Origin of the sequence: Tissierella sp. P1 (genome assembly GCF_002266425.1) — a bacterium.
GTDB classification, from domain to species: Bacteria; Bacillota; Clostridia; order Tissierellales; family Tissierellaceae; genus Tissierella; species Tissierella carlieri.
This window is the reverse complement of record NZ_NPMN01000022.1, coordinates 45,279-67,906: the sequence shown is the minus strand read 5'-3', so window position 1 is coordinate 67,906 and position 22,628 is coordinate 45,279. Positions and strand designations below refer to the sequence as shown.

Sequence of the window (22,628 nt, the reverse complement as noted above, 5' to 3'; positions counted from 1 at the left end):
GTAAAAAAACCAATGGTACAAATCCACTGGTTTAAACATGGTGCGGGAAAGAGGACTTGAACCCCCACGTCAATGACACTAGATCCTAAGTCTAGCGCGTCTGCCAGTTCCGCCACTCCCGCATGAATAAAGTAATTTTTACTTACTTTATTATTATAACATGCCATTTGTACTTGTCAATATATTTTTTCATCTTAAAAAAGATTTTCTATTGTCTTTAAAAAACTAAAATAATTCCTCCATCGTTTGCATAGGCAGTACTAAGTCCTGCTGTTTTAACTAGAATAATATCTTTAAAATTGTATTTATCTTGGATCTCATTTTTTAACTCTTCTGCTCTCTCAAAAGCATTAACATGAGAAATAGCTAGAATCTTCTCTTCAAATTTTTCCCCAGTTTCTCCAATTATTTCAATTAATCTTTTAAATGCCTTTTTAGTTCCCCTTACATTTTCAACAAGCTTTATTTCTCCGTTATCAGTAGATCCCATTATAGGTTTTAAATTTAATACATTAGCTATTAATCCCTTCGTCCTAGAAATTCTTCCATTCTTTATTAAGTTATCTAAACTTTCCAGAATAAAAAAGGTTTTCATTCCATTAATATAACTTTCTACCTTTTCAACTATTTCAAAATTATTTAGCTGCTTTTCTATCAGTTCTTGTATTTTCATCGCTACTAAAGTTTCTCCAATACTAGCGGACCTTGAATCAAAAACATGAACAAATTTTTCAGGTTCTTCTTCCTGTATCATATCTTTTGCTAATACCGCAGAATTATATGTGCCACTTAATTGTCCTGATATTGTAACCGCAAATATATTATCGGCCTTTCTATACTCAGATACAAAATCTCCTGGTGAAGGGCATGAAGTTCTAACTGGATTTGGACTATTCTTCATTGCATCTATTAGTTCCATCGTATTCATTTCTTCATCATCTATAAATTTCTTGTCATCTACATCTATTTTAAATGGAACTAGTTTAATGTTGAGCTGCTCTTTTAATGCTTCGTTTAAATCACAGCTACTGTCTGCTACGATTTTGTAATTCATCTCATCACCTCATAAAGTATTTTATTAAGAGTTAATTCCTATTCTATCTTCAATAAATTTAGCTAAATCAGATGCAATTTTTAATAATCCAATATCTTCCTTCGCTTCAATCATCACCCTAACTAAAGGTTCTGTACCTGAAGGCCTTATAACAACCCTACCTTGCCCATGAAAAATCTCTTCAACTTTTTTTATCTCTTTCATTATTTCTTCATTTTCATTATACTTATACTTTAATTCATTTTTAACTTTGGCATTAACAAGAACCTGTGGGAAATTTGTCATCAAATTATTAAGTTCGGACATAGCTTTTTTAGATTCTTTCATTACCTCAAGCAAATGAAGCCCTGTAGCCAAACCATCACCTGTAGTATTATAATCTAAGAAAATTATATGACCTGATTGCTCTCCTCCTAGTACATAGCCTGAACGAACCATTTCTTCTAATATATATCTATCTCCAACTGCAGTTTTCACAATGTTTATATCATTTTCTTTTAGAAACATATCTAGACCCATATTGGTCATAATTGTACCTACTACAGTGTTATTCTTTAGTTTCCCTTTTTTGTAGAGATAAGAACCACAAATAGACAATATATGATCTCCATCAAGTATATTTCCTAACTCATCTACAGCTATTATTCGGTCTCCATCTCCGTCAAAAGATATGCCAATATCTGCCTTCTCTTTTAATACCAATTCCTGAATCATCTTTGGATTAGTCGAACCACAGTCGTCATTTATATTCATTCCTGTTGGATCTGTATTTATAACTATTACTTCTCCTCCAAGTTTTCTAATGATTTCTGGAGCAATTTTATATAATGCACCATGACCACAATCCATTGCTATCTTAACTCCATTTAAATCTATATTTACTGTGGAAATTAGGTAATCTATATAATCCCTGCTACCATTTTCTTCGGCGATTACTTTACCTATCTTATCTCCTACAGGTCTAATCTCTAATTCTTTTTTGTTTAATATAATATCTTCTATTTCGTCCTCTACTCCATCTGGCAATTTAAATCCTTGATAGTCAAAGAATTTAATTCCATTATACTCTCCAGGGTTATGTGATGCAGATATAACTATACCTGCTAGTGCTTCATATTTTCGAGTTAAATATGCTACAGCTGGAGTAGGTATGATGCCTACAGATATTACATCTAGCCCCATAGAACAAATTCCTGCTGTTATAGCAGCTTCTAGCATATCTCCTGAAGCTCTTGTATCTTTACCTACTACTATTTTACCTTTGCTTCCCTTAGATAATATATAAGCCCCTGCCCTACCTACATTAAATGCCATCTCCGGGGTTAAATCCTTGTTTGCAATTCCTCTAATGCCATCTGTACCAAATAATTTTCCCATTTTAATTAACACTCCCAACTTTAAGTTCAGTGAATAGTTAATAGTTAATAACTAATAGTCAAAAGCCTTAAGACCTAAAAATCTGACATAAAACTATTTACTTTTCACCATTAATTAAGTTTAAATTTTTCTTTTATGATTTCTATCAATTTTTTCTTATCATTTAACTCAGGTTTTTCTAATACTTTTTCTAACAAATAATCTAAAATTTCACCTATTATTTTTCCTTGTTTATACCCTAATTCTATCACATCATAGCCATTAATTGCTAATTGATTTTTTTCGTATACTTCTTTGTTTTCTATAATATCCTTTATTTTTTCTTCTCTTTCTAATAAATCTTTTATATCAGCCTCTTCATTTGAACAAGACCTATCAGCCTTCTGTAATTCTAATAAAGTAAATATCTCATCTTTTCCAAAAATAGATAATAACTTTTTTAGTCCTTTTTCCTTTAGATTAGCATGCTGAGTCATATGTTTATATATTAGTAGTCTAACTTTTTCAACCAATTCATTTGGAGCCTTCCATCTTTGTAATATTTCTTTAGCCATTTTAGCTCCTAGCTTATCATGACCATAGAAATGTCCTATACCTTTTTCGTCTATAGTTAAGGTATGTGGTTTTCCTATATCGTGAAATAAAGCTGCAAGCCTTAGATGTAAAGTAGGTGATGTTTTATCTAATACACATAATATATGCTCAAATACATCCTTATTATGATGTGGATTATGCTGATCAAATCCTATTGCTTTTATCATTTCAGGCAATATTATATCAAGTATCCCTGTATCCTTCATTAATCTAATTCCATAGGAAGGTTTCTTAGATAACATTACCTTAAAAAATTCTTCTCTAATTCTTTCTATGCTGATTTCAGAAATATCTTGACTATATAATCTGCAAGCATAAAAAGTTTCCTCATCAATGGAAAATTCTAATTGAGCTGCAAACCTTATGGCTCTCATTATTCTTAAATAATCTTCTCTAAATCTATCTCGAGGATTACCTACAGCCTTAATTCTTCTTTTCTCCAAATCTTCCATACCATTAAAATAATCTATTATTCCCGTCTTTTTATTATATGCCATAGCATTGATAGTGAAATCTCTACGAGATAAATCATCCAAAATATTTTTTGAAAAATATACTTTCTCTGGTCTTCTTCCATCTATATATTCTCCATCAGACCTAAAAGTAGTTACTTCTACGATACCTTCTTCTTGAACTACAACTACAGTACCAAATTTTTTTCCTACCTCCAATGTTATACAATCACTAAATACTTCTTCTATTTCCTCTGGTAAAGCATCTGTAGTTATATCAAAATCAGATGGTTCTTTTCCTATTAATATATCTCTAACAGAACCACCTACTATATACGCACTAAAACCCTTTTCTTCGAGTCTATCTATGACTAACTCTACATATTTGGGAATATCAAATACCATATTATCACTCCATTATATCATCTTATTTTAGTATAACATAGTATCTGTGAGAGACAAGTTTTTTTATACAACCAAAGGCTCTGGAAGAAACTCCAAAGCCTTTTATATTAATCTATATATTTTTTAAATAATACCGTTGCATTATGTCCACCAAATCCTAATGAATTTGATAGAGCATAGTTTATATCTCTTTTTACTGTAAAATTTGGTGTGTAATCTAAGTCACATTCTTCATCTGGATATTCGTAGTTTATTGTTGGAGGGATTACTCCTTCCTTTATTGTCATTATTGTGGCTATAGCCTCTATTCCACCAGCAGCTCCTAGTAAATGACCTGTCATTGATTTTGTTGAGCTAATATTTATATTCTTTGCATGTTCTTTGAAAACATTTTTTATTGCTAGAGTTTCTAGTTTGTCATTGAAATACGTAGATGTACCATGGGCATTTATATATTCTATATCATGGTAATCAGCCTCTGCTTCGTTAAGTGCCATTTCCATAGCTCTTGATGCTCCCTTTGCCTCTGGATCTGGCTGAGTTATATGAAAAGCATCTGAGGTAGAACCATATCCTACGATTTCACCATATATACTTGCTCCCCTAGCTAATGCATGATTTAGCTCTTCTAAAATCAATATACCTGCTCCTTCTCCCATTACAAATCCATCTCTCTCCTTATCAAAAGGACGTGATGCCTTTATAGGATCATCATTTCTAGTTGAAAGAGCTTTCATTGAACAAAAACCTGCTAATGAAATAGGTGTTATAGACGCTTCTGCTCCACCTGTTACTATCATATCCGCATTACCTGATTTTATCATCCTAAAAGCTTCCCCTATAGCATGGGTGCCTGATGCACAGGCTGTGGTTATTGTCATAGTTGGACCTCTGAATCCAAAGGTCATAGATATTTGTCCAGGTGCCATATTTGATATCATCATTGGTATATATAAAGGACTAACTCTACTTGGTCCTCTATCTTCTAGCTTTGAAAATTCAGTTCCCATAGTCTCCATGCCACCGATACCAACTCCGATTACAACACCAACTTTATCTAAGTTTAATTTATCTAAGTCTATTTTTCCATCTTCTAAGGCTAGCTTTGCACCTACTACTGCATATTGAGTAAATCTATCCATCCTTTTAGCTTCCTTCTTATCCATATAATCAGATGGACTAAAGTCCTTAACCTCAGCACCTATCTTTGTGTCAAAATCTGCTGTATCAAATCTAGTTATAAGCCCAACTCCTGATTTTCCTTGTATTAGAGAATTCCAGAAACTTTCCTTCCCTATGCCTATAGGTGTTATAGCACCTAATCCCGTTATTACGACTCTTTTCAATTTTTTTACCTCCAATATTAAGGTACTATTCAGTTTTTCCTTCTACATATTCTACTATATCTCCAATGTTTTTAAACTTCTCTGCATCTTCATCAGGCACAGTAATTCCAAATTCGTCTTCTAGTGCCATCATAATCTCTACTGCATCTAAGGAATCTGCTTCTAAGTCCTTCATAATAGAAGTCTCCATAGTTATGCTCTCTATATCATCTACTCCTAATTGTTCTGCTATTATATTTACAACTTTTTCAAATATCATTTTTATATTCCTCCTTAAATTTAAATTCAAGATTCAAAGTTACGACGCAGTTTCGCAACTCAAATTTGTTCACTCCCTAATGGTCGTGCAAATTTGGTGCTCATTGCGTTTGACCTACATCAACTCACTGTCGTTCGTTGTGTTAGGTCATAATCATTCCGCCATCTACGTTTATTACTTGGCCTGTTATATAGTCTGATCTTTCACTGGCTAAAAATACTACTAAATTTGCAATATCTTTTGGATTTCCAAAGCTATTTAAGGGTATGGATTTTAGCATAGCTTCTTTTATTTCGTCCTTCAATACATCTGTCATATCTGTTTCAATAAAGCCTGGTGCTATGGCATTTACTCTAATACCACGACTTGCTAATTCTCTTGCCATAGATTTAGTAAATCCAATGACTCCAGCCTTGGACGCACTGTAATTTCCTTGACCAGCATTTCCTATTATTCCTACTACAGAAGTAATGTTTATTATCTTTCCATATTTTTTCTTCATCATTATTCTTGATACTGCCTTAGTGCAGAGAAATGTCCCCTTTAGGTTAACATCCATTACCTCATCCCAGTCTTCTTCTTTCATCCTGATGATTAAATTATCTTTTGTAACTCCTGCATTGTTTACTAAAATGTCTATAGTGCCCAATTCTTCTTCTATGGTCTTTATCATTCGTAGTACATCTTCTTCTACTGACACATTTGCCTTTATGGCAACTGCCTTGACTCCGTAGGATTTTATATCATCTAGTACTCCTTTAGCTTTTTCTAGATTATTAACATAAGTGATTGCTATATTAACACCATTTTTTGCTAACTCTAAGGCGATTTCTTTTCCTATACCTCTTGATCCTCCAGTTATTAAGGCTACTTTATTATTTAGGCTCATCTTCTTCCCCTCCCTTGATATAGTTTATAGTTTCTTCAAAAGAAACCACGTCATTGACACTCAAGGCCTTTACTTCCTTGCCCATAGCTTTGCCAATACGTTTTACAAACCCTGAGAGAGATTTGCCCGGTCCTATTTCTATAAATGTGTCTACACCTTCATTTATCATACATTCCACAGATTGCTGCCATAATACCGAGTTACTTACTTGGTTTACTAGTTTTGGCTTGATCTCATCTTTGCTCGATAAGAGCTTAGCATCTACATTAGAGATAAATTTCTTTTGAGCATCTTTTATATCTACTTTAGATAATTCATTCTTCAATTTTTCTCCTGCTGAAACTAATAAAGACGAATGAAATGGTGCAGATACAGACAATGGTACTGCTTTTTTAGCACCTAGTTTAATTGCTTCTTCACATGCAATCTCAAGACCTTTTAATTCTCCTGATAAAACTATTTGTTCCGGACTATTATAGTTTGCTACTTCAACTAATCCGTATTCCTTAGTTTTTTGTAAAATAGAAGGTATTTTTTCCCTATTTAATCCAAGTATTGCAGCCATTCCTCCCACTCCTAAGGGAACTGCCTCTTGCATAAATTTACCTCTCTCTTTTACAACTTTAAGAGCATCTCTAAACTCCATACTTCCACTACTAACTAATGAACTATATTCACCTAAACTAAGTCCTGCTGTATATTCACAATCTATACCTCTACCTTGTATAGCTTTAAGGATTGCTATACTTGTAGCTAATATGGCCGGCTGAGTATTTTCCGTTCTTTTTAAATTTTCTTCACTGCCATTAAAGCATATACTCTTTAAATCCATATTCAATACTTCATTTGCTTCATCAAATACTTTTTTTGACTCTGCAAAATTCTCGTAAAAATCACTGCCCATTCCAACATATTGTGATCCTTGCCCAGGAAATATAAATGCTAGTTTATCCATTGATATCACCTTCCTTTAGTGAATGCAATGAATCTAATCTTTTCTGTGCTGAAAAAACTATATCTTCAATTATTTCTTTGCATGGCTTAATATCTTTAATAAGTCCTGCAATCTGCCCAGACATTAAAGAACCTTTGTGTATATCTCCTTCTACTACAGCTAGTTTTAATCTTCCCGAACCTAATAACTCTAGTTCTTCTAAAGGAGCACCTATTTTTTCAAGCTCCAAAAATTCCCTTGTAAATTTATTTTTCAACGCTCTTACGGGATGGCCAGTACTTCTCCCAGTTACTGAAGTCTCCCTATCTTTTGATTTTACTATAGCCTCTTTATAATTTATATGAACCTTGGCTTCAGTTGAGCATACAAATCTAGTGCCTATCTGCACTCCTTCTGCTCCTAAAGTCAAAGCTGCTAAAAATCCTCTTCCATCACCTATTCCTCCTGCTGCTATAACAGGAATCTTAACTGCATCAACAATTTGAGGTACTAAAACCATAGTAGTCAATTCTCCAATATGTCCGCCGGCTTCAGTTCCTTCTACTATTACGGCATCAACGCCTTCTCGCTCTAATCTCACTGCTAAAGACACAGTAGGTACTACAGGTATGATTTTTACATTATTCTCTTTTAGATTCTTTATATATTTCCCTGGATTTCCTGCACCTGTAGTTACAACAGGAACTCCTTCATCACATACTATACCTACAATATCCTCAGCAAAAGGTGACATTAACATAATGTTTACACCAAATGGTTTATCTGTCAGTTCCTTAAGCTTTCTAATCTCTTCTCTTATTACTTTTCCTGGTGCATTGCCTGATCCTATGATTCCTAACCCTCCAGCTTCTGATACAGCTGCAGCTAATTCATGAGTTGCTACCCAGGCCATACCCCCTTGTATTATAGGATACTTAATATTTAACATATCTGTTATTCTAGTCTTCCACATTATCTATCTTCCCTCCTACTCCATTTTATAGTCATTGAAGCCCAAGTAAGACCTGCTCCAAATGCTACTAAAAGTATATTATCACCCTTATTAATTTTATTATCCTTAACTGCTTCATCAAGGGCTACTGGAATAGAGGCTGAAGACATATTGCCATATTTATTTAGATTTACACAAATTCTATCTTTTTCAAGTTTTAACTTCTTAGCTGCTGCATCTATTATTCTCATATTAGCTTGGTGTGGAACTAAAAAATCTAAATCCCCCAATTGAAGATTAGCTTTTTCTAAAGCATTGGTAGATGCTCTTTCCATGACCCTTACAGCAAATTTAAATACTTCTTTACCATCCATTTTTATAAAGTGAAGTCTATTTTCTACAGTGTCCATACTGGCTGGTAATCTAGAGCCTCCTGCTGGCTGAACTAATACCTCTCCATTAGAACCGTCAGAGCCTAGCTCAATTGAAAGAATTCCAAATCCTTCCTCACATTTTTCTAGTACACAGGCTCCTGCACCATCTCCAAACAATACACAAGTATTTCTCTCTTGCCAGTCCACTACTCTAGATAGTGTCTCTGCACCTATGACTAAAACCTTATCATATGTCCCTGATTTGATGAAGTTTTCTCCTATTGATAATCCATAAACAAATCCTGAACATCCTACACTTATATCAAATGCCGCCGCTTTTACTGCTCCTATATTTTTCTGAATTATACAGGCAGTTGATGGAAAAGCATGGTCAGCTGTTACTGTTGCCACAATTATAAGATCAATATCTTCTGGTCTTAACCTAGCATCTTCTAAAGCATTTATTGCTGCTTTAGTTGCTATATCAGAGGTTGCCATATCATCATCTGCTATTCGTCTTTCATGTATCCCCGTTCTTTCTATGATCCATTCATTTGATGTTTCTACAATCTTGGAGAGATCATGATTGGTAACAATTTTTTCAGGTACATAGCTCCCTACACCAGAAATTCCTACACAAATGTTTTTCATTTTCCACCTCCATATTAAATTGTGATTTACTACTTACTATTCCCATCTACCACCTCCTTTAAAAATATTTGCAAATTAATTTTCTTTAGATTATTATTAATATGATATGAATAAAACTTTAAGACTTAGTATATATGAATATAATAAAATAATCAATCATTAATTTTTCCCTAAAAAAGATTAAAAAGGAGGGGTTTTATGGATAAATCATTAAATATAGAAGAAATAAAGGGAATTATTCCCCATAGATATCCTTTTCTCTTTATAGATAAAGTTTTGATAGAAGAAGTAGGCGTTAAAGGCATAGGATATAAAAACGTAACTATAAATGAACCATTTTTTCAAGGTCATTTCCCTAATATGCCTGTGATGCCAGGTGTCTTAATAGTCGAGTCTATGGCTCAGGTAGGAGCTGTGATCCTACTATCTGATGAAAAGCATAAGGGAAAAACACCTTACTTTGCTGGAATAAACAAAGTGAGATTTAAAAGAAAAGTAGTACCTGGAGATACACTTAAGATGGAAGTAGTTTTGACTAGAATCAGAGGTTCCATAGGAATTGGCGAGGGTAAAGCTTATGTTGGAGATGAACTTGCTTGTGAAGGTGAATTTTTATTTGCAATAGAATAAATTAAATACGGAGACTTCTCTCTTGTGGAGAATGCCCTCCGTATTTTTTATCGTATTAAATATTTAATTAATATATTTATAACTACATATTTTGAATCTTATTTATAAGAATATTTTAATTAATATAGTAAAACAACTAAACCATATTCTTAGTTCCTTTATTCATTCTTTATTAATTTTTATATCTGTAAATATCCTGCTTCTTTTAGGAGCAAATTAATTCTTTCTTTTTCTGTAATTATCTTCTTTTGTTTCTCATCATAAGCATATAATCCACCACTGACCATTCTTGTTTTCAACTGTCCCTTAGCTATTTGCGATCCTTGCAAATGTGGTGCATCTAATATTCCAATTCTCACCGCTTCTGTTAAAGTTTCTGGATCTGTTAATGGATTTTCTAAGTTTAAATTTAATGATTTAATGCTCTCTATTATTATCTTTGCATCTTCTATTAAAGCATTTTTTCTTTCAACTACATTTTTATCCTTTGTCATATCCACTGAACCTAAGAATTCATTTTTGAGTATTCCTCTTACTATCATAGCCGACTCTATTATATCCTCCGATCTAGCTGCATGATGAGCTTCGCAAAATCCAACAACATGATAAATATGAGGTTTAATTGACATGGCTAGATACGCTGATGCTGCTAATTGTCCTTTAGCTTGATATAGGTTTGCTGGGAAACTGGCAAGGCCTGCCCTTGCTTGACGATATACTTTGAAATTTTCATCTATAAGGCTTTCTACTAGTTCTATCTTTGCCAGCATCTTTCCCAAATCCATTTCAGGTGAAATCGATGCTGGTACATTAAACATATATTGAGCAATGTAATCTTTTACACCCATTTTTTTTGCATTATATGCAGCTATATATGCTACTGCAACACCTATAGCATCGTGAGCATCTCTTAATCCCCAATGATGTGGATCATTTACTTCCACAGGTATATTTCTTTCTCCATGCCATTTCATCACTAGCTGATTTTCTCTTATGGCATCTAATAGAGTTCTAGGTCCTCTCTTATCTAATTCACTATACCAAAATAGTGGAACTGCACACCAAGCATTATCTATGCTTTCCTTTAGCACTTCTGCAAATTGAACTATATTTTTGGTTCCGCTATAGGAACGTAATAGTGGGAAGTTACCTCTCTCTGCTGCTTTGTAAAGCTTCCTAAAATCTTCTTTAGACCTAAGTGGCACTCCTCCTGCACCATTTAATCTTTCATCCATATTTTCTTGATCAAAGAAAAATTCTTGGGCATTTTGATCTGGTGCAACTGATATTATATCTATTACTCTTGCTTCTGCCACCTTTTCTATAGCTTCTACAGTTTCCTCTATGGTAGGCAATCCTAAGTGATGTCTTAATATTGGATATGGATATTTAGACTTTATTCTGGATATCAGTTCTCTTGGATAGGACTCTTCTCCAGAATAATTTTTTCCTTTTAAATATGCTATAACTTCGTCGATATCTTCTGTACCATCAAATATTTTATCAAATATTCCCCATTCTTTTGCTACTAAGGCTGTTGGCTCTGTCCCTCCAAATAGCCAAATTATATTCTTAACACTATTCTTATTTATTTTATCCTTCAATTCCTCTAAAATTTTATGAAGTGGTTCAGGTGTTAATCTATAGGATAAAGCCACTATATTAGGCTTTTTTTCATTAATTAGCATTATTATTTCATCTACCGACTTCCCTATTCCAATAAAGTCAGTGCCATAGTTCTCTTTTTCAGCTAAATTTAGATAGTTCATTATTCCTGCTACATGAACACAATTACCTAAAGTACCTGCAATAATCTTTTTCACTAAGCAACACCTTCCTCATCTTTTTTATCTATTTTGCCTATTTGTGCAATTTTATGCATTTCATGTACTGATAAACCTTTAAGACCTAATCTTTCTATTGTTCTACCCTCCGCATAAAAATCTTTTCCAGTAATTAATTCTGAAATATTTATAATTGAGTTAATAGCTGGTGTTTTAATCCCTAGTTCTCTAGCTATGGAAGACATTGGTATTAAACTATATGGCACATCCTCATATATATATCTAATGGACAGACCCTTTGGTGCTTGAAGGCCTTTATATGCCGGATTATTCTGTACTGTTTCATATAGATTTTTTCCTCTTGCGCCATAGGATTCGTATAGCCAATCTTTAGCCGATAAGGTATTTATCTGAAGAGCTTTTCCTATTTCCATTCTCTCCTGATCCATCTTTTCTATAAAATCTCCTATAGATGGAGTTATTCCTTCTGTATAATATTCAAAAGGCGCCCCTCTTTCAATATGACCGCTATTCAATAGTGTTGGTGCTGGATGGAAAATTGCTCCGTAATTATTTATACTTGTTTCTAAAACATCTTTGGCTTGAATAAATTGTGGATAAGCAAATTTTAGTAGATTAATAACATGATTTGTCTTAGATGAAGGTATGGCAGCTATGGTCACTTCATTTTTTACTTGGAAAATATGTGCACTATTACTTGAGGTAGTTCTACAAGCATATATAAAAGTCTGAGCTTCTGCAACAATTACGTCTTTATCACATTTATGTTTTCTTATTGTCTCATATACTTCTAAAGCTCCTCCTGTACGCCCAGGGTTAAGTACTATTATTTGACCATCTTTCAAATATGGTGCCATCTCTACTGCCATCTGATAATGTCCTATGGCAGGAACTGTTACCATAATTATATCTGCTCCTTCTATGGCATCCTTCATTATATTTGTTACTCTATTTAATACCCCTGTTCCTTTTTTTTCACCTGTTAAAGATATCATTGGATTTTTTATTAGAGGTATTATGTTTTCTAAGGTTCTATTATATAGGTTCACCTTATATCCCATAATGGCTAAATAACCAGCCATAGCCATACCGCCATTTCCAGCACCAATAATACTAAAGTTCAATCCCATCATTATATCTCTCCTCTCATTTTTTATGTCAACCGATTTGGAGGGACAAAAAAAACTATGGGCAACCATAGTCTGAAATCAGTACAATTTCATGCCCCCTTTAATACGCTTACGAGGTTAGCTGTCGGGTTCGGGCTAAAGGGTTATGCCCGTCCTCTAAAGGATTCACCCCAAAATATTGGTTCCCCCGCTTCAAAAGCGAATTCAGCGATTATTCTTTTCGAAACTAGAAATATTATACCATATTATGATTATTTTTACAAAAATTATTTTATGACATTTTTTTTATGATTTTATTTTCTTTTTAATAAATATTATCACCTAATTAAATTTTAGGAATATATTGTAGTATGGACAGACATAAAAATATCACATCTAAATAATATTAAGGAGGAAACAAAGTATGTACAATGCAATAGGAAATACAAATATTAGTAATATACGAGTCTTTGATAGTAGCCATGGTCAATCAAAATGTAATAGCAAACCTTCAGTTCCTGAATGTAATACTAACTCAAAACATCAAAATTTTTGTGTTGATGTTAAAAGTAATGTTTTAGATAGCTGTGCTAATACTCCAGTTACCCCGACTGGAATAACAACCGGCGTTACTGCTAAAATTCCAGTAGTGTTAGCTGAATTAACTATACAATTCAATGTTAACGCATTGATTAAGCTGCCAGAACTAGCCCTTGAAATTAAGAATATAAAGAAAAAAGTAAAGATCACTCAATGTACTTTGCTGCAACCTACCAATGTTTTATTTATTAAAGGATTTGTTCGTAAAAACATTGACTATTCTACAGGAAAATGCGCAAATATGGAAGGAGTATGCGGAGAACTACACCATTGCACAATAGATGTTCCTTTTGAATGCTCTACACCTGTTACTTTCTCTACACCACCGGCAGAACTTGCGGTAAACTCTAGTGCAGAATTTGAATTCTTTAAAGTAAGTGATTTACCACATAAACACTTTGCTGAAAAAGATAAATTATTATCAGGAGACTTCTCCGAATTTAATCAAATTATAGTTGAGAATTTCAATGAACTTCCATTCTGTGAATTAATTAGTGCAAGAATTTTTGAATTTGACGAATTCATTGGTCGTCATCGTCCTTATGATTCCGAGTTTCCATTTGAGGAAAAATTCTTCCACAAAATAGAAGAAAAAATGGTTATAGAACTTACAGTTAAAATTTTACAAAATAGACAAGTGGAGATCCCTCCAACAACAGGAGGTACTTCTAGACCTCCTCATTGTTTCTCAACAGCAGAAGAAAAATAAATTTCATGTTATAATATAATATAGACCAGCTTTAAAGGCTGGTCTATATTATATTATAGCTTTCATTTGTTCTTTTGCTAATTCTGCCCCTTTTTCTAATGCTTCTTTGTTAATTGGCATTAAATGAGCTCTATTCTCTCCAAATACTGCTGTAAATGCTTTGTTAAGTACTGAATCCACTTCTACTGCTTTTGTAGCTTCAAGAAATGCTCCTAGCATTACCATATTAGCTACCCTTGAGTTTCCAAGTTCATTAGCTATTTCATTAGCTGGAATATAATACACTTCTATATCTTCTCTTGGACATTTTCTATCTATTAAAGATGTATTTATAAATAGCTTTCCTCCTGGTACTACTAGATTTTCAAATTTATCTAAAGACGGTCTATTCATTACAATAGCTGAAGTTGAATCTATAACAACTGGAGAACCTACTGCATCTGATGATATAATAACATTACAGTTTGCAGTTCCTCCTCTCATCTCTGGACCATAGGATGGTAACCAAGATACTTTTTTATCTTCTATCATACCTGAATATGTCAAAAGTTGACCTAATGCCATTACACCTTGTCCGCCAAAGCCAGCTATTACTATTCTTTCTTCCATTTTATTCAACCTCCTCTGGTCTTCTAAAATTTCCAAGAGGATAATAAGGTATCATATTTTCCTCTAACCATTTCATTGCTTCAGGAGCAGTTAATCCCCAGTTAGTAGGACATGTAGATAATACTTCTACTATTCCAAATCCTTTTCCATCAAGTTGTAACTGGAAGCATTCCTTTATTGCTTTTTTCGCTTTTCTTATATTTGCAGGCGTATTTACTGCCACCCTTTCTACAAATTTTGCACCGTGAATTGTAGCTAGCATCTCAGATATCTTTATAGGTCTACCACTATGTTCTTCAGTTCTTCCTAATGGAGCTGTTGTAGCCTTTTGTCCTATAAGAGTTGTAGGTGCCATTTGGCCACCTGTCATACCATATATAGCATTGTTAACAAATATTGTAGAGATTTTCTCTCCTCTATGGGCAGCATGAACTATTTCTGCTGTACCGATGGAAGCTAAGTCTCCATCTCCTTGATAAGTAAATACAAATTTCTCTGGATGAACTCTTTTTATCCCTGTAGCTACTGCTGGTGCTCTACCATGAGCTGCTTGTTGCATATCACAATTAAAATAATTATATGCAAATACTGAACAACCTACTGGTGCAACTCCTATAGCATTATCCAATACTCCTAATTCTACCAATGCTTCTCCTACTAATCTATGGATGATTCCATGGGTACATCCCGGACAATAGTGGGTTTGTACATCTGTTAAACCTTTAGTCTTTTCAAAAACTATAGTCATTATCTTTCACCTCCAGAGATTTTCTTAACGTGTTCAATTATTGCATCTGGCGTAGGAACCATTCCACCAGTTCTCCCATAGAAAGATACTGGGAATTTGCCCTCAACTGCTATTTTAACATCATCTACCATTTGTCCATTATTCATTTCAACTGTAAGTACACCTTTACAATTTGGATTTATTTTCTTAAATTCATCGTATGGATATGGCCATAAAGTAATAGGTCTAATAAGTCCAACCTTATATCCTTCTTTTTCTAGTTTTGCTATTGCTGTTTTTGCAATTCTTGCTGTAGTTCCATAAGCTGCTATAACTACATCTGCATCTTCTATTTTATATGATTCAACTCTTGCTTCATTTTCTTTTATTTTTTGATATTTAGCTTGAAGTTTAATATTATGAGCTTCAAGATCTTCTGGTGCTATATATAAAGAATTAATTATATTTGGCTTTCTATTACCACCTGTACCTACTGTAGCCCAATCTTTCTCTGGTAATTCTCTTTTTATTGGAGTTTTAAATTCAACTGGTTCCATCATTTGTCCAATCATACCATCACCAACAACCATAACTGGATTTCTATATTGGTCTGCTATATCAAATCCTTCTATTATTAAATCAACTAGTTCCTGAACATCTGATGGAGCAAATACAACCATTCTATAGTCTCCATTTCCACCACCTCTAGTTGCTTGAAAATAATCAGTTTGTGAAGGTTGAATACTTCCTAGACCTGGTCCACCTCTCATTATATTAACTAATAGACAAGGCAATTCTGCACCAGCAATATATGATATACCTTCCTGTTTTAATGACATTCCAGGCTTGATGAAGATGTCATAACTCTTGCACCTGCTCCTGCTGCACCATAAACCATATTTATAGCTGCTACCTCTGATTCTGCTTGTAAAAATACTCCGCCTACCTTTGGTAACTCTCTTGACATATATTCTGGTAATTCAGATTGGGGAGTTATAGGATAACCAAAAAAGTATTTACAACCTGCTGCAATAGCTGCTGCTCCTATAGCCTCATTCCCTTTCATGAGAACTTTTGCCATTTTAAAACCCTCCTTAAAATATATTAAACTCGTTCTACAGTAATAACTACATCTGGACAGATTGTGGCACAATTGGCACAACCAATGCATTTTTCTGGGTCTGTTGTTGTAGCTGGATGATAACCCTTAGCATTTATTTTAGTTTTGTCCATTGTAAGTATTTTTACAGGACAAACAGTGGTACATAGTGCACATCCTTTACAGATGTCTTCCTTAAATGTTACCTTTCCTTTAGCCATTCTTTTTACCCTCCTTTATTGTTATAGCATCCATTCATCCCTCATAAATAACTTTATGGGGAATATTTCGCCTTCTAAGTCTTTAGGAAGGCTTGGGATTATATCTTCTAATACAGATATATATCTTAGCTTTATACCGGTTTTTTCTTGAACCTCTAAAGCTAATTTTTGACCTCTTAGTACATCATCACGAGTTGTACTTTTTAATAAATGTGTATTGTTCACAATTCCTGTTATTTTAGCCCTTGATACATCTTGAATCTTTATCATATATTCTAGCACCTTTTCTACAGTTTGAGTTTCAGGGCGATTTGCATTTAAAACAAAAAACATATCATAATTCCCTTCTTGGAAATAGTCTACATATCTCCCTAGGGCCCTTGCTCCTACTTGATCTCCACCTACATCTAATATTAAATCATAGGATTCATCCTGTAATGGTGTATAGACTTCTGCAGATATTGATGGCACTTCTATGGCAGGTGCATTTATCTGGCTGCCAATTACTTTTATACCAACACCCTCCATCTCTAGTGCTTTCTCTCTAGATCTAAAATACATATTTACTATATCTAAATCGGCTAATGCAACTTTTCTACCTAGCTGTGCTAGTTTCACAGCATAATTCACACTAAATTCAGACTTTCCTGATCCATAGTGTCCTATTATAATTCTTATCCTCTTATCATTTAGCATAATCACCAAGTCCTATTTATAAACTTTTGCTTCCTCTTCTCCTCTTAAGACACGAAGTCCACCTTCAGCTAATGCCATAAGTTCATCTTCTCCCGGATATACGGTTACATCACAGATAAATTTAACTCTTTCCTCTATCCATGACGTGAACTCCTTATCATAGGCAATACCACCTGTAACGAGGATTCCATCAACCTTTCCTTTTAATACTGCTGCACAGGTTCCAATTTCCTTTGCTACCTGATAAGCCATAGCTTTGTATACTAGCTCCGCATATTCATCACCATCTTTTATTCTTTGTCCAACTTCTCTTGCATCATTAGTATTTAGATAAGATACTATTCCACCATTTCCTTTTATCATCTTCTTCATTTCATCTAAAGAATATTTTCCTGAATAGCAAAGTTTTACTAAATCTCCTACTGGAAGAGAACCTGATCTTTCCGGTGAAAATGGTCCTTCGCCATCTAATGCATTTGCTACATCTATTACCTTGCCTTTTTCATGAGCACCTACTGAAATCCCTCCGCCTAAATGAGCAACTATTAGGTTTAATTCTTCATATTTCTTTCCTAGTTTATTAGCATGTCTTCTTGCTACTGCTTTTTGATTTAATGCATGAAATATACTCTTTCTTTCTATTTCTTTCAATCCTGATACTCTGGCTACATCTTGCATTTCATCTACTACTACTGGGTCTACTATAAAGGACTTTTTATTTATTTCCTTAACTATTTCATAAGCTATGATTCCTCCCAGGTTTGAGGCATGTTCCCCTAAATATCCAACCTTTAAATCCTCCAACATGCTGTCATTTACTTCATAAGTACCCCCTTCTATAGGCTTGAGAAGTCCACCCCTACCTATTACTCCATCAAGAGATTCTATGGAAATATCATTCTTCTTCAATGCTTCCACTATAATATTCTTTCTGAATTCATATTGATCATAAATCTTGTTGAAAGCAGAAATTTCCTCTACTGAATGGCGAAGAGTTTCCTCAAATATACTTTTTTCATCGTCAAAAACTGCTATTTTTGTTGATGTAGAACCTGGATTTATAATTAATAATCTAGTCATTTTCCCCCTCCTATCTTGAAGCCATAAGCACTGCTAAAGCAATTGAATTTAATTTTGATTCTTCATTATCAGCTCTTGATGTAAGTACTATTGGTGCCTTTGTGCCCACAATAAGTCCTGCTGATTTTGCATTTGCTAAAAATGATAAACATTTATATAGTACATTACCAGCTTCAATATCCGGAGCAAGAAGTATGTCTGCATCTCCTGCAACTTCACTATCAATTCCTTTTAATATTGCTGATTCTTTTGACACAGCATTATCTAATGCAAAAGGTCCATCTACTAAGCATCCTAGGATTTCTCCATTTTTGTTCATATCAGCTAATTCCTTTGCATGAACAGTAGCTTCCATCTTAGGAGATACTTTTTCTTTTGCTGCCAAAACTGCTACTTTTGGTCTTTCTATATCTAAAGATTGTGCTAATACTACTGCATTTTCAATTATTTCTTTCTTTTGCTCAAGATTAGGAGCTATATTCATAGCTGCATCAGTTACAATAAAAACCTTATGATAAGTTGGAACATCAAAAACTGCCACATGGGATATTACATTGCCTGTCCTAAGTCCAATCTCACTATCTAATACCTGTTTCATTATTACAGAAGTATCTATAAGTCCCTTCATCAAAACATCAGCTTTCCCACTACTTACTAATTCTGTTGCTATCCTACAAGCCGTAGCACCATCTTCTTCATGGATTATTTCTATACCTGATAAATCAAAGTGGATTTCCTTCCCAATAGCCAATATTTTTTCTTTATCTCCCACTAATATAGGCTCGGCTATCTTTAATTCGGCTGCATTTTTTACTGCAGATAAAACATCCTTATCTTGTGCAACGGCTACTGATACTTTCTTTGGCCCTCTCTTTTGGGCCAATTCTAACAGATTTTCAAATGATTTAGCCACTTATACTCACCTCATCTTCATATATTTTTGCTCTTTCTTCTCCATTGATTACTCTTTGTGCACCTTTGTTTAGTGCTTCCATTTCATCTTCTCCAGGATATACTATGACTTCAGATATAAAGTCTATCATCTCTTTTATTCTATCAACTAAGTAGTTAGAATAGGATAATCCACCTGTCAATATAATATTATCTATATGTCCATAAAGCACTGTTGCATAGGAGCCTATTTCTTTCCCTATTTGATATGCCATTGCATCATAGATAAGCCTTGCATAATTATCGCCATTCTTTATCCTTTCTTCCACTTCTCGTCCATCCATAGTATCTAAATATGAGAAAAGTCCACCTTCTCCTTGCAGCATAGTCTTCATCTCATTTAATGTATATTTTCCTGAATAACATAATTTAACTAAATCTCCCACAGGTAGAGTACCTGCTCTATCCGGAGAAAATGGGCCCATTTCCTTTGCATTGTTAACATCTATAATCTTGCCCTTTTCAACTGCCGCAATAGATATTCCACCGCCTAAGTGAGCTACCACTAAATTTAAGTCTTCAAAATTCTTATTTAATTCTTTAGCCCTTCTGTGTGATACAGCCTTAATATTCAATGCATGAACTAGAGATTTCCTTGGAATTTCCTTTAGACCAGATATTCTAGCTATATCGTGAAATTCATCTACTGCCACTGGGTCTACTATATAAGATGGTATATTTTTTAAATCTGCTAGTCCCTTAGCTAACATACCACCAAGGTTAGAAGCATGTTCTCCCTGTATCCCAACTTTTAAATCTTCAATCATTGCGTCGGTTACAGAGTAGGTACCTCCGGGCATTGATCTTAATAGTCCACCCCTACCAACTATTGCTATAAGAGAATCAGTTGATATATTTTCTGCTTCTAGCCAATCTTTTATTAATCTTAACCTATATTCATATTGATCAGCTATTTTTTTATAATTCTCTAAATCCTCTTTTCTATGATCTATTTTGAAAGTTTTAATTTCCTGCTCTCTTTCAAATATAGATACCTTTGTAGAGGTGGATCCTGGATTAATTGCCAGAACGAAATTTCTTTCCATACTTTTCCCCCTTAGTGATTAATTATTTTTAATTCAATAGGTTGTGGTGATATTTCTTTAATTGTAATTCCTATTGGTGCCGTAAAATTTAAGTATACTTTATGAATTCCTTCATCAAGCATATTAAAATCTAGATATGGTATTAAGTCTTCTTTAGTTAAATTTTCAATTGCTTCTTTACTACCTTTTGCTAAAACCTGTACAGTCTTTGAATGATCGTCTTTATCAATAGTTAATTCACCATCTAAATTTCTAATATCCACTTCATCTAAGGTATATTCAAAGGACTTAGTAAAATTTTCTTCTATTTTTAAAGAAATTGTTACCTTCTCATTTGGATTTAATAGAGAAACATTTTCTGGAAGATCTAACTCAACTGGAACATCTGCATTTTCCATTAGATAATTTATATCCACCGGCTTAGTTTGAATAAATGTCAAGTTTGCTATATCATTTCCACCCTTGAGTGTTATCTTATTTGGATTTATTGTAATGCTAGTAATTTCATAGTTTTCTGGTGGCTCTGTTTGCAAATTAAGTTCAATAGGCACAGTTACTATCCTAAACACTGGGATACTCACATCCACTACACTTGGTTCATATTCTACTCCTCTAACATCATTTTTTTCATCATCTATTAATTTTATAGGCTCTGTAACATTAATATTTTCTTTTCTACCACTTATATCTACAACTGCTACTACATCCGCTACTTTATTTACCAAAGACCTAGGTCCCTTCAATAAAACAGATTGAGTTTTTGTTAATATATCCCCTAATACATAATTAGGATCAAGATTGCCCTTGGTCTTTACAGTTACAGATTGTGTCTTAGTTATTATCTTATCAAACGTAAATAGAACATTCTCTGGTTCACGTCCAACTATTTTTATATTACTTGATTGGTCTAAACTTATATTTATTGGTACTTTTACTTGACCTTCACTATATCCTGATAAATCTACCTCAGCTTTTATAAATTCTCGTGAAAATTTAGCCATATCAGATTTTTTACCTGTAACTTTCACAGAAACTGTTGCTTCCTCTGGTTCCATAATTACTAGGTCTTGTCTATCTAATGCGGTTTTATTGGTATAAGTTACCGGAATATTTCTATATTCCTTAGATATATCTGGATTAACTTCGCTTTCACTAGTAACATAGCTCCACAAAACAATAGCTATAATAACAGAAAAGATTTTTAGGGTTAAATCACTCTTCTCCTTGCTCATCTTTTCGCCTCCATTTAGTCATAAATGTTTGTGTTGAATCCTTTGGCTTATACATATCTGTTAATATTTGTTTTAATGTCTTAGAATCTAAATGTCTTGCTATAGTTCCATTTTCAGCTATAGAAATAGAACCCGTTTCTTCTGAAACTATTATAGCTAAACTATCAGATCTTTCCGATATACCTAGTGCAGCTCTATGCCTTGTACCTAATTCCTTACTTATATTCATATTGTCTGTAAGAGGTAAAAAACAAGCAGCTGCTTTAATCATATCTTCTTTTATAATCACTGCTCCATCATGTAATGGTGTATTTGGAATAAATATATTGATAAGTAGATTACTGGATACCATACCATTAATCTTAGTTCCGGTATCGGCAACCTCATTTAATCCTGTTTCTCTTTCTAAAACAATCAATGCTCCAATCTTTTGTCTAGATAAAGATGCACAAGCTTCAACTATTTCATCTACAGTCTTAGATAAGCTCTCTCCCTTTATTTCTAGTAGAGATTTTGTAAAAAATCTGGATCTACCAATATACTCCAATCCACGCCTAAGCTCAGGCTGAAAGACTATTAGAATAGCAAGAACTCCAACAGTCATGGCATTTTCTAATATCCAATTTATAGTATATAGCTGTAATAAACCACTAAGTTTAGCAAATACAAATAATGCAAAAATACCTTTAGTTAATTGTTCCGCCCTAGTCTCTCTAATTAATTTAAATATCTTATAAAAAACAGCTGCCACAATGATAATATCAATTATGTCCCTTATTCTAATGCCTGAAAATATTCTATTAATAAGTTCCAAGGTTTACCACGCC

At 33.6% G+C, this 22,628-nt stretch carries 22 protein-coding genes, 1 tRNA gene, 1 pseudogene and 1 riboswitch; of the genes and pseudogenes, 2 read left to right on the top strand and 22 right to left on the bottom strand.

Annotated elements, in window-relative coordinates:
* Positions 1-38 precede the first annotated feature (38 nt).
* From CIW83_RS15440 to CIW83_RS15395, 10 genes are all read right to left on the bottom strand, one after another.
* A tRNA-Leu gene (locus CIW83_RS15440) sits at positions 39-122 on the bottom strand.
* Between the two features lie 95 nt (positions 123-217).
* Complete coding sequence (locus CIW83_RS15435) at positions 218-1,054, bottom strand: DegV family protein (protein WP_094902815.1); 837 nt, start codon at positions 1,052-1,054, stop codon at positions 218-220.
* Between the two features lie 24 nt (positions 1,055-1,078).
* A complete protein-coding gene (gene glmM / locus CIW83_RS15430) occupies positions 1,079-2,431 on the bottom strand; it encodes a phosphoglucosamine mutase (RefSeq protein WP_094902813.1) in 1,353 nt (450 codons plus the stop codon).
* A 110-nt stretch (positions 2,432-2,541) separates the two neighbouring features.
* Positions 2,542-3,882, bottom strand: a complete 1,341-nt coding sequence (locus tag CIW83_RS15425; protein WP_094902811.1) for a CCA tRNA nucleotidyltransferase — start codon at positions 3,880-3,882, stop codon at positions 2,542-2,544.
* Positions 3,883-3,989: 107 nt separating this feature from the next.
* Positions 3,990-5,228: a beta-ketoacyl-ACP synthase II gene (fabF, locus tag CIW83_RS15420; protein ID WP_094902809.1), complete on the bottom strand. Its 1,239-nt coding sequence runs from the start codon at positions 5,226-5,228 to the stop codon at positions 3,990-3,992.
* A gap of 25 nt (positions 5,229-5,253) precedes the next feature.
* A complete protein-coding gene (gene acpP / locus CIW83_RS15415) occupies positions 5,254-5,487 on the bottom strand; it encodes an acyl carrier protein (RefSeq protein ID WP_201259926.1) in 234 nt (77 codons plus the stop codon).
* A 142-nt stretch (positions 5,488-5,629) separates the two neighbouring features.
* Positions 5,630-6,376: a 3-oxoacyl-[acyl-carrier-protein] reductase gene (gene fabG, locus CIW83_RS15410; protein ID WP_094902807.1), complete on the bottom strand. Its 747-nt coding sequence runs from the start codon at positions 6,374-6,376 to the stop codon at positions 5,630-5,632.
* On the bottom strand, positions 6,363-7,331 hold the full coding sequence (gene fabD / locus CIW83_RS15405; protein WP_094902805.1) for an ACP S-malonyltransferase: 969 nt from the start codon (positions 7,329-7,331) through the stop codon (positions 6,363-6,365). The genes fabG and fabD overlap by 14 nt, the downstream gene beginning before the upstream one ends.
* On the bottom strand, positions 7,324-8,283 hold the full coding sequence (gene fabK, locus CIW83_RS15400) for an enoyl-[acyl-carrier-protein] reductase FabK (protein ID WP_094902803.1): 960 nt from the start codon (positions 8,281-8,283) through the stop codon (positions 7,324-7,326). The genes fabD and fabK overlap by 8 nt, the downstream gene beginning before the upstream one ends.
* The gene (locus CIW83_RS15395; protein ID WP_094902801.1) at positions 8,283-9,287 is read right to left on the bottom strand and encodes a beta-ketoacyl-ACP synthase III; all 1,005 of its coding nucleotides are present in this window, start codon (positions 9,285-9,287) and stop codon (positions 8,283-8,285) included. Before CIW83_RS15395 ends, fabK begins: the two co-directional genes overlap by 1 nt.
* A 198-nt stretch (positions 9,288-9,485) precedes the next feature.
* Between CIW83_RS15395 and fabZ the strand changes: the two genes are divergently transcribed.
* Entirely contained in the window at positions 9,486-9,917 is a 432-nt protein-coding gene (fabZ, locus tag CIW83_RS15390; protein ID WP_094902799.1) for a 3-hydroxyacyl-ACP dehydratase FabZ, read from the top strand.
* 179 nt (positions 9,918-10,096) lie between these two features.
* Here the strand turns inward: fabZ and CIW83_RS15385 are convergent, their stop codons facing one another.
* On the bottom strand, positions 10,097-11,740 hold the full coding sequence (locus CIW83_RS15385) for a cobalamin B12-binding domain-containing protein (protein WP_143598572.1): 1,644 nt from the start codon (positions 11,738-11,740) through the stop codon (positions 10,097-10,099).
* Positions 11,740-12,855: an NAD/NADP octopine/nopaline dehydrogenase family protein gene (locus tag CIW83_RS15380; protein WP_094902797.1), complete on the bottom strand. Its 1,116-nt coding sequence runs from the start codon at positions 12,853-12,855 to the stop codon at positions 11,740-11,742. Before CIW83_RS15380 ends, CIW83_RS15385 begins: the two co-directional genes overlap by 1 nt.
* A gap of 88 nt (positions 12,856-12,943) precedes the next feature.
* A riboswitch (cyclic di-AMP (ydaO/yuaA leader) is annotated at positions 12,944-13,072 on the bottom strand.
* A gap of 183 nt (positions 13,073-13,255) precedes the next feature.
* Here CIW83_RS15380 and CIW83_RS15370 point away from each other — a divergent pair.
* Entirely contained in the window at positions 13,256-14,140 is an 885-nt protein-coding gene (locus CIW83_RS15370; protein WP_201259925.1) for a CsxC family protein, read from the top strand.
* A 48-nt stretch (positions 14,141-14,188) separates the two neighbouring features.
* Here the strand turns inward: CIW83_RS15370 and CIW83_RS15365 are convergent, their stop codons facing one another.
* The 10 genes and pseudogenes from CIW83_RS15365 to cdaA form a co-directional block, all read right to left on the bottom strand.
* Complete coding sequence (locus CIW83_RS15365) at positions 14,189-14,749, bottom strand: 2-oxoacid:acceptor oxidoreductase family protein (RefSeq protein ID WP_094902793.1); 561 nt, start codon at positions 14,747-14,749, stop codon at positions 14,189-14,191.
* 1 nt (position 14,750) lies between these two features.
* A complete protein-coding gene (locus tag CIW83_RS15360; RefSeq protein WP_094902791.1) occupies positions 14,751-15,497 on the bottom strand; it encodes a thiamine pyrophosphate-dependent enzyme in 747 nt (248 codons plus the stop codon).
* Positions 15,497-16,542, bottom strand: a pseudogene (locus CIW83_RS15355) (3-methyl-2-oxobutanoate dehydrogenase subunit VorB). Before CIW83_RS15355 ends, CIW83_RS15360 begins: the two are co-directional and overlap by 1 nt.
* Before the next feature lie 38 nt (positions 16,543-16,580).
* Positions 16,581-16,796 (bottom strand): 4Fe-4S binding protein, encoded by a 216-nt coding sequence (locus CIW83_RS15350; protein WP_094902789.1) that lies wholly within the window; start codon positions 16,794-16,796, stop codon positions 16,581-16,583.
* Between the two features lie 21 nt (positions 16,797-16,817).
* Entirely contained in the window at positions 16,818-17,492 is a 675-nt protein-coding gene (locus tag CIW83_RS15345) for an ATP-binding protein (protein WP_094902835.1), read from the bottom strand.
* Positions 17,493-17,504: 12 nt separating this feature from the next.
* On the bottom strand, positions 17,505-18,572 hold the full coding sequence (gene buk, locus CIW83_RS15340) for a butyrate kinase (RefSeq protein WP_094902787.1): 1,068 nt from the start codon (positions 18,570-18,572) through the stop codon (positions 17,505-17,507).
* Between the two features lie 10 nt (positions 18,573-18,582).
* Complete coding sequence (locus CIW83_RS15335) at positions 18,583-19,485, bottom strand: phosphate butyryltransferase (RefSeq protein WP_094902785.1); 903 nt, start codon at positions 19,483-19,485, stop codon at positions 18,583-18,585.
* Complete coding sequence (buk, locus tag CIW83_RS15330) at positions 19,478-20,569, bottom strand: butyrate kinase (RefSeq protein ID WP_094902783.1); 1,092 nt, start codon at positions 20,567-20,569, stop codon at positions 19,478-19,480. The genes CIW83_RS15335 and buk (CIW83_RS15330) overlap by 8 nt, the downstream gene beginning before the upstream one ends.
* 11 nt (positions 20,570-20,580) lie before the next feature.
* Positions 20,581-21,801 carry a YbbR-like domain-containing protein gene (locus tag CIW83_RS15325; protein ID WP_094902781.1) on the bottom strand — a complete coding sequence of 407 codons (1,221 nt, stop codon included), beginning with the start codon at positions 21,799-21,801 and terminating at the stop codon, positions 20,581-20,583.
* On the bottom strand, positions 21,782-22,615 hold the full coding sequence (gene cdaA / locus CIW83_RS15320; RefSeq protein WP_094902779.1) for a diadenylate cyclase CdaA: 834 nt from the start codon (positions 22,613-22,615) through the stop codon (positions 21,782-21,784). Before cdaA ends, CIW83_RS15325 begins: the two co-directional genes overlap by 20 nt.
* Between the last annotated feature and the right edge of the window lie 13 nt (positions 22,616-22,628).

Excerpts from the sequence above, each read along its gene's own strand:
- CIW83_RS15435 (WP_094902815.1), bottom strand. The coding sequence starts at position 1,054 with ATGAATTACAAAATCGTAGCAGACAGTAGCTGTGATTTAAACGAAGCA.
- glmM (WP_094902813.1), bottom strand. The coding sequence starts at position 2,431 with ATGGGAAAATTATTTGGTACAGATGGCATTAGAGGAATTGCAAACAAG.
- CIW83_RS15425 (WP_094902811.1), bottom strand. The coding sequence starts at position 3,882 with ATGGTATTTGATATTCCCAAATATGTAGAGTTAGTCATAGATAGACTC.
- acpP (WP_201259926.1), bottom strand. The coding sequence starts at position 5,487 with ATGATATTTGAAAAAGTTGTAAATATAATAGCAGAACAATTAGGAGTA.
- fabG (WP_094902807.1), bottom strand. The coding sequence starts at position 6,376 with ATGAGCCTAAATAATAAAGTAGCCTTAATAACTGGAGGATCAAGAGGT.
- fabD (WP_094902805.1), bottom strand. The coding sequence starts at position 7,331 with ATGGATAAACTAGCATTTATATTTCCTGGGCAAGGATCACAATATGTT.
- fabK (WP_094902803.1), bottom strand. The coding sequence starts at position 8,283 with ATGTGGAAGACTAGAATAACAGATATGTTAAATATTAAGTATCCTATA.
- CIW83_RS15395 (WP_094902801.1), bottom strand. The coding sequence starts at position 9,287 with ATGAAAAACATTTGTGTAGGAATTTCTGGTGTAGGGAGCTATGTACCT.
- fabZ (WP_094902799.1), top strand. The coding sequence starts at position 9,486 with ATGGATAAATCATTAAATATAGAAGAAATAAAGGGAATTATTCCCCAT.
- CIW83_RS15380 (WP_094902797.1), bottom strand. The coding sequence starts at position 12,855 with ATGATGGGATTGAACTTTAGTATTATTGGTGCTGGAAATGGCGGTATG.
- CIW83_RS15370 (WP_201259925.1), top strand. The coding sequence starts at position 13,256 with ATGTACAATGCAATAGGAAATACAAATATTAGTAATATACGAGTCTTT.
- CIW83_RS15365 (WP_094902793.1), bottom strand. The coding sequence starts at position 14,749 with ATGGAAGAAAGAATAGTAATAGCTGGCTTTGGCGGACAAGGTGTAATG.
- CIW83_RS15360 (WP_094902791.1), bottom strand. The coding sequence starts at position 15,497 with ATGACTATAGTTTTTGAAAAGACTAAAGGTTTAACAGATGTACAAACC.
- CIW83_RS15350 (WP_094902789.1), bottom strand. The coding sequence starts at position 16,796 with ATGGCTAAAGGAAAGGTAACATTTAAGGAAGACATCTGTAAAGGATGT.
- CIW83_RS15345 (WP_094902835.1), bottom strand. The coding sequence starts at position 17,492 with ATGCTAAATGATAAGAGGATAAGAATTATAATAGGACACTATGGATCA.
- buk (WP_094902787.1), bottom strand. The coding sequence starts at position 18,572 with ATGACTAGATTATTAATTATAAATCCAGGTTCTACATCAACAAAAATA.
- buk (WP_094902783.1), bottom strand. The coding sequence starts at position 20,569 with ATGGAAAGAAATTTCGTTCTGGCAATTAATCCAGGATCCACCTCTACA.
- CIW83_RS15325 (WP_094902781.1), bottom strand. The coding sequence starts at position 21,801 with ATGAGCAAGGAGAAGAGTGATTTAACCCTAAAAATCTTTTCTGTTATT.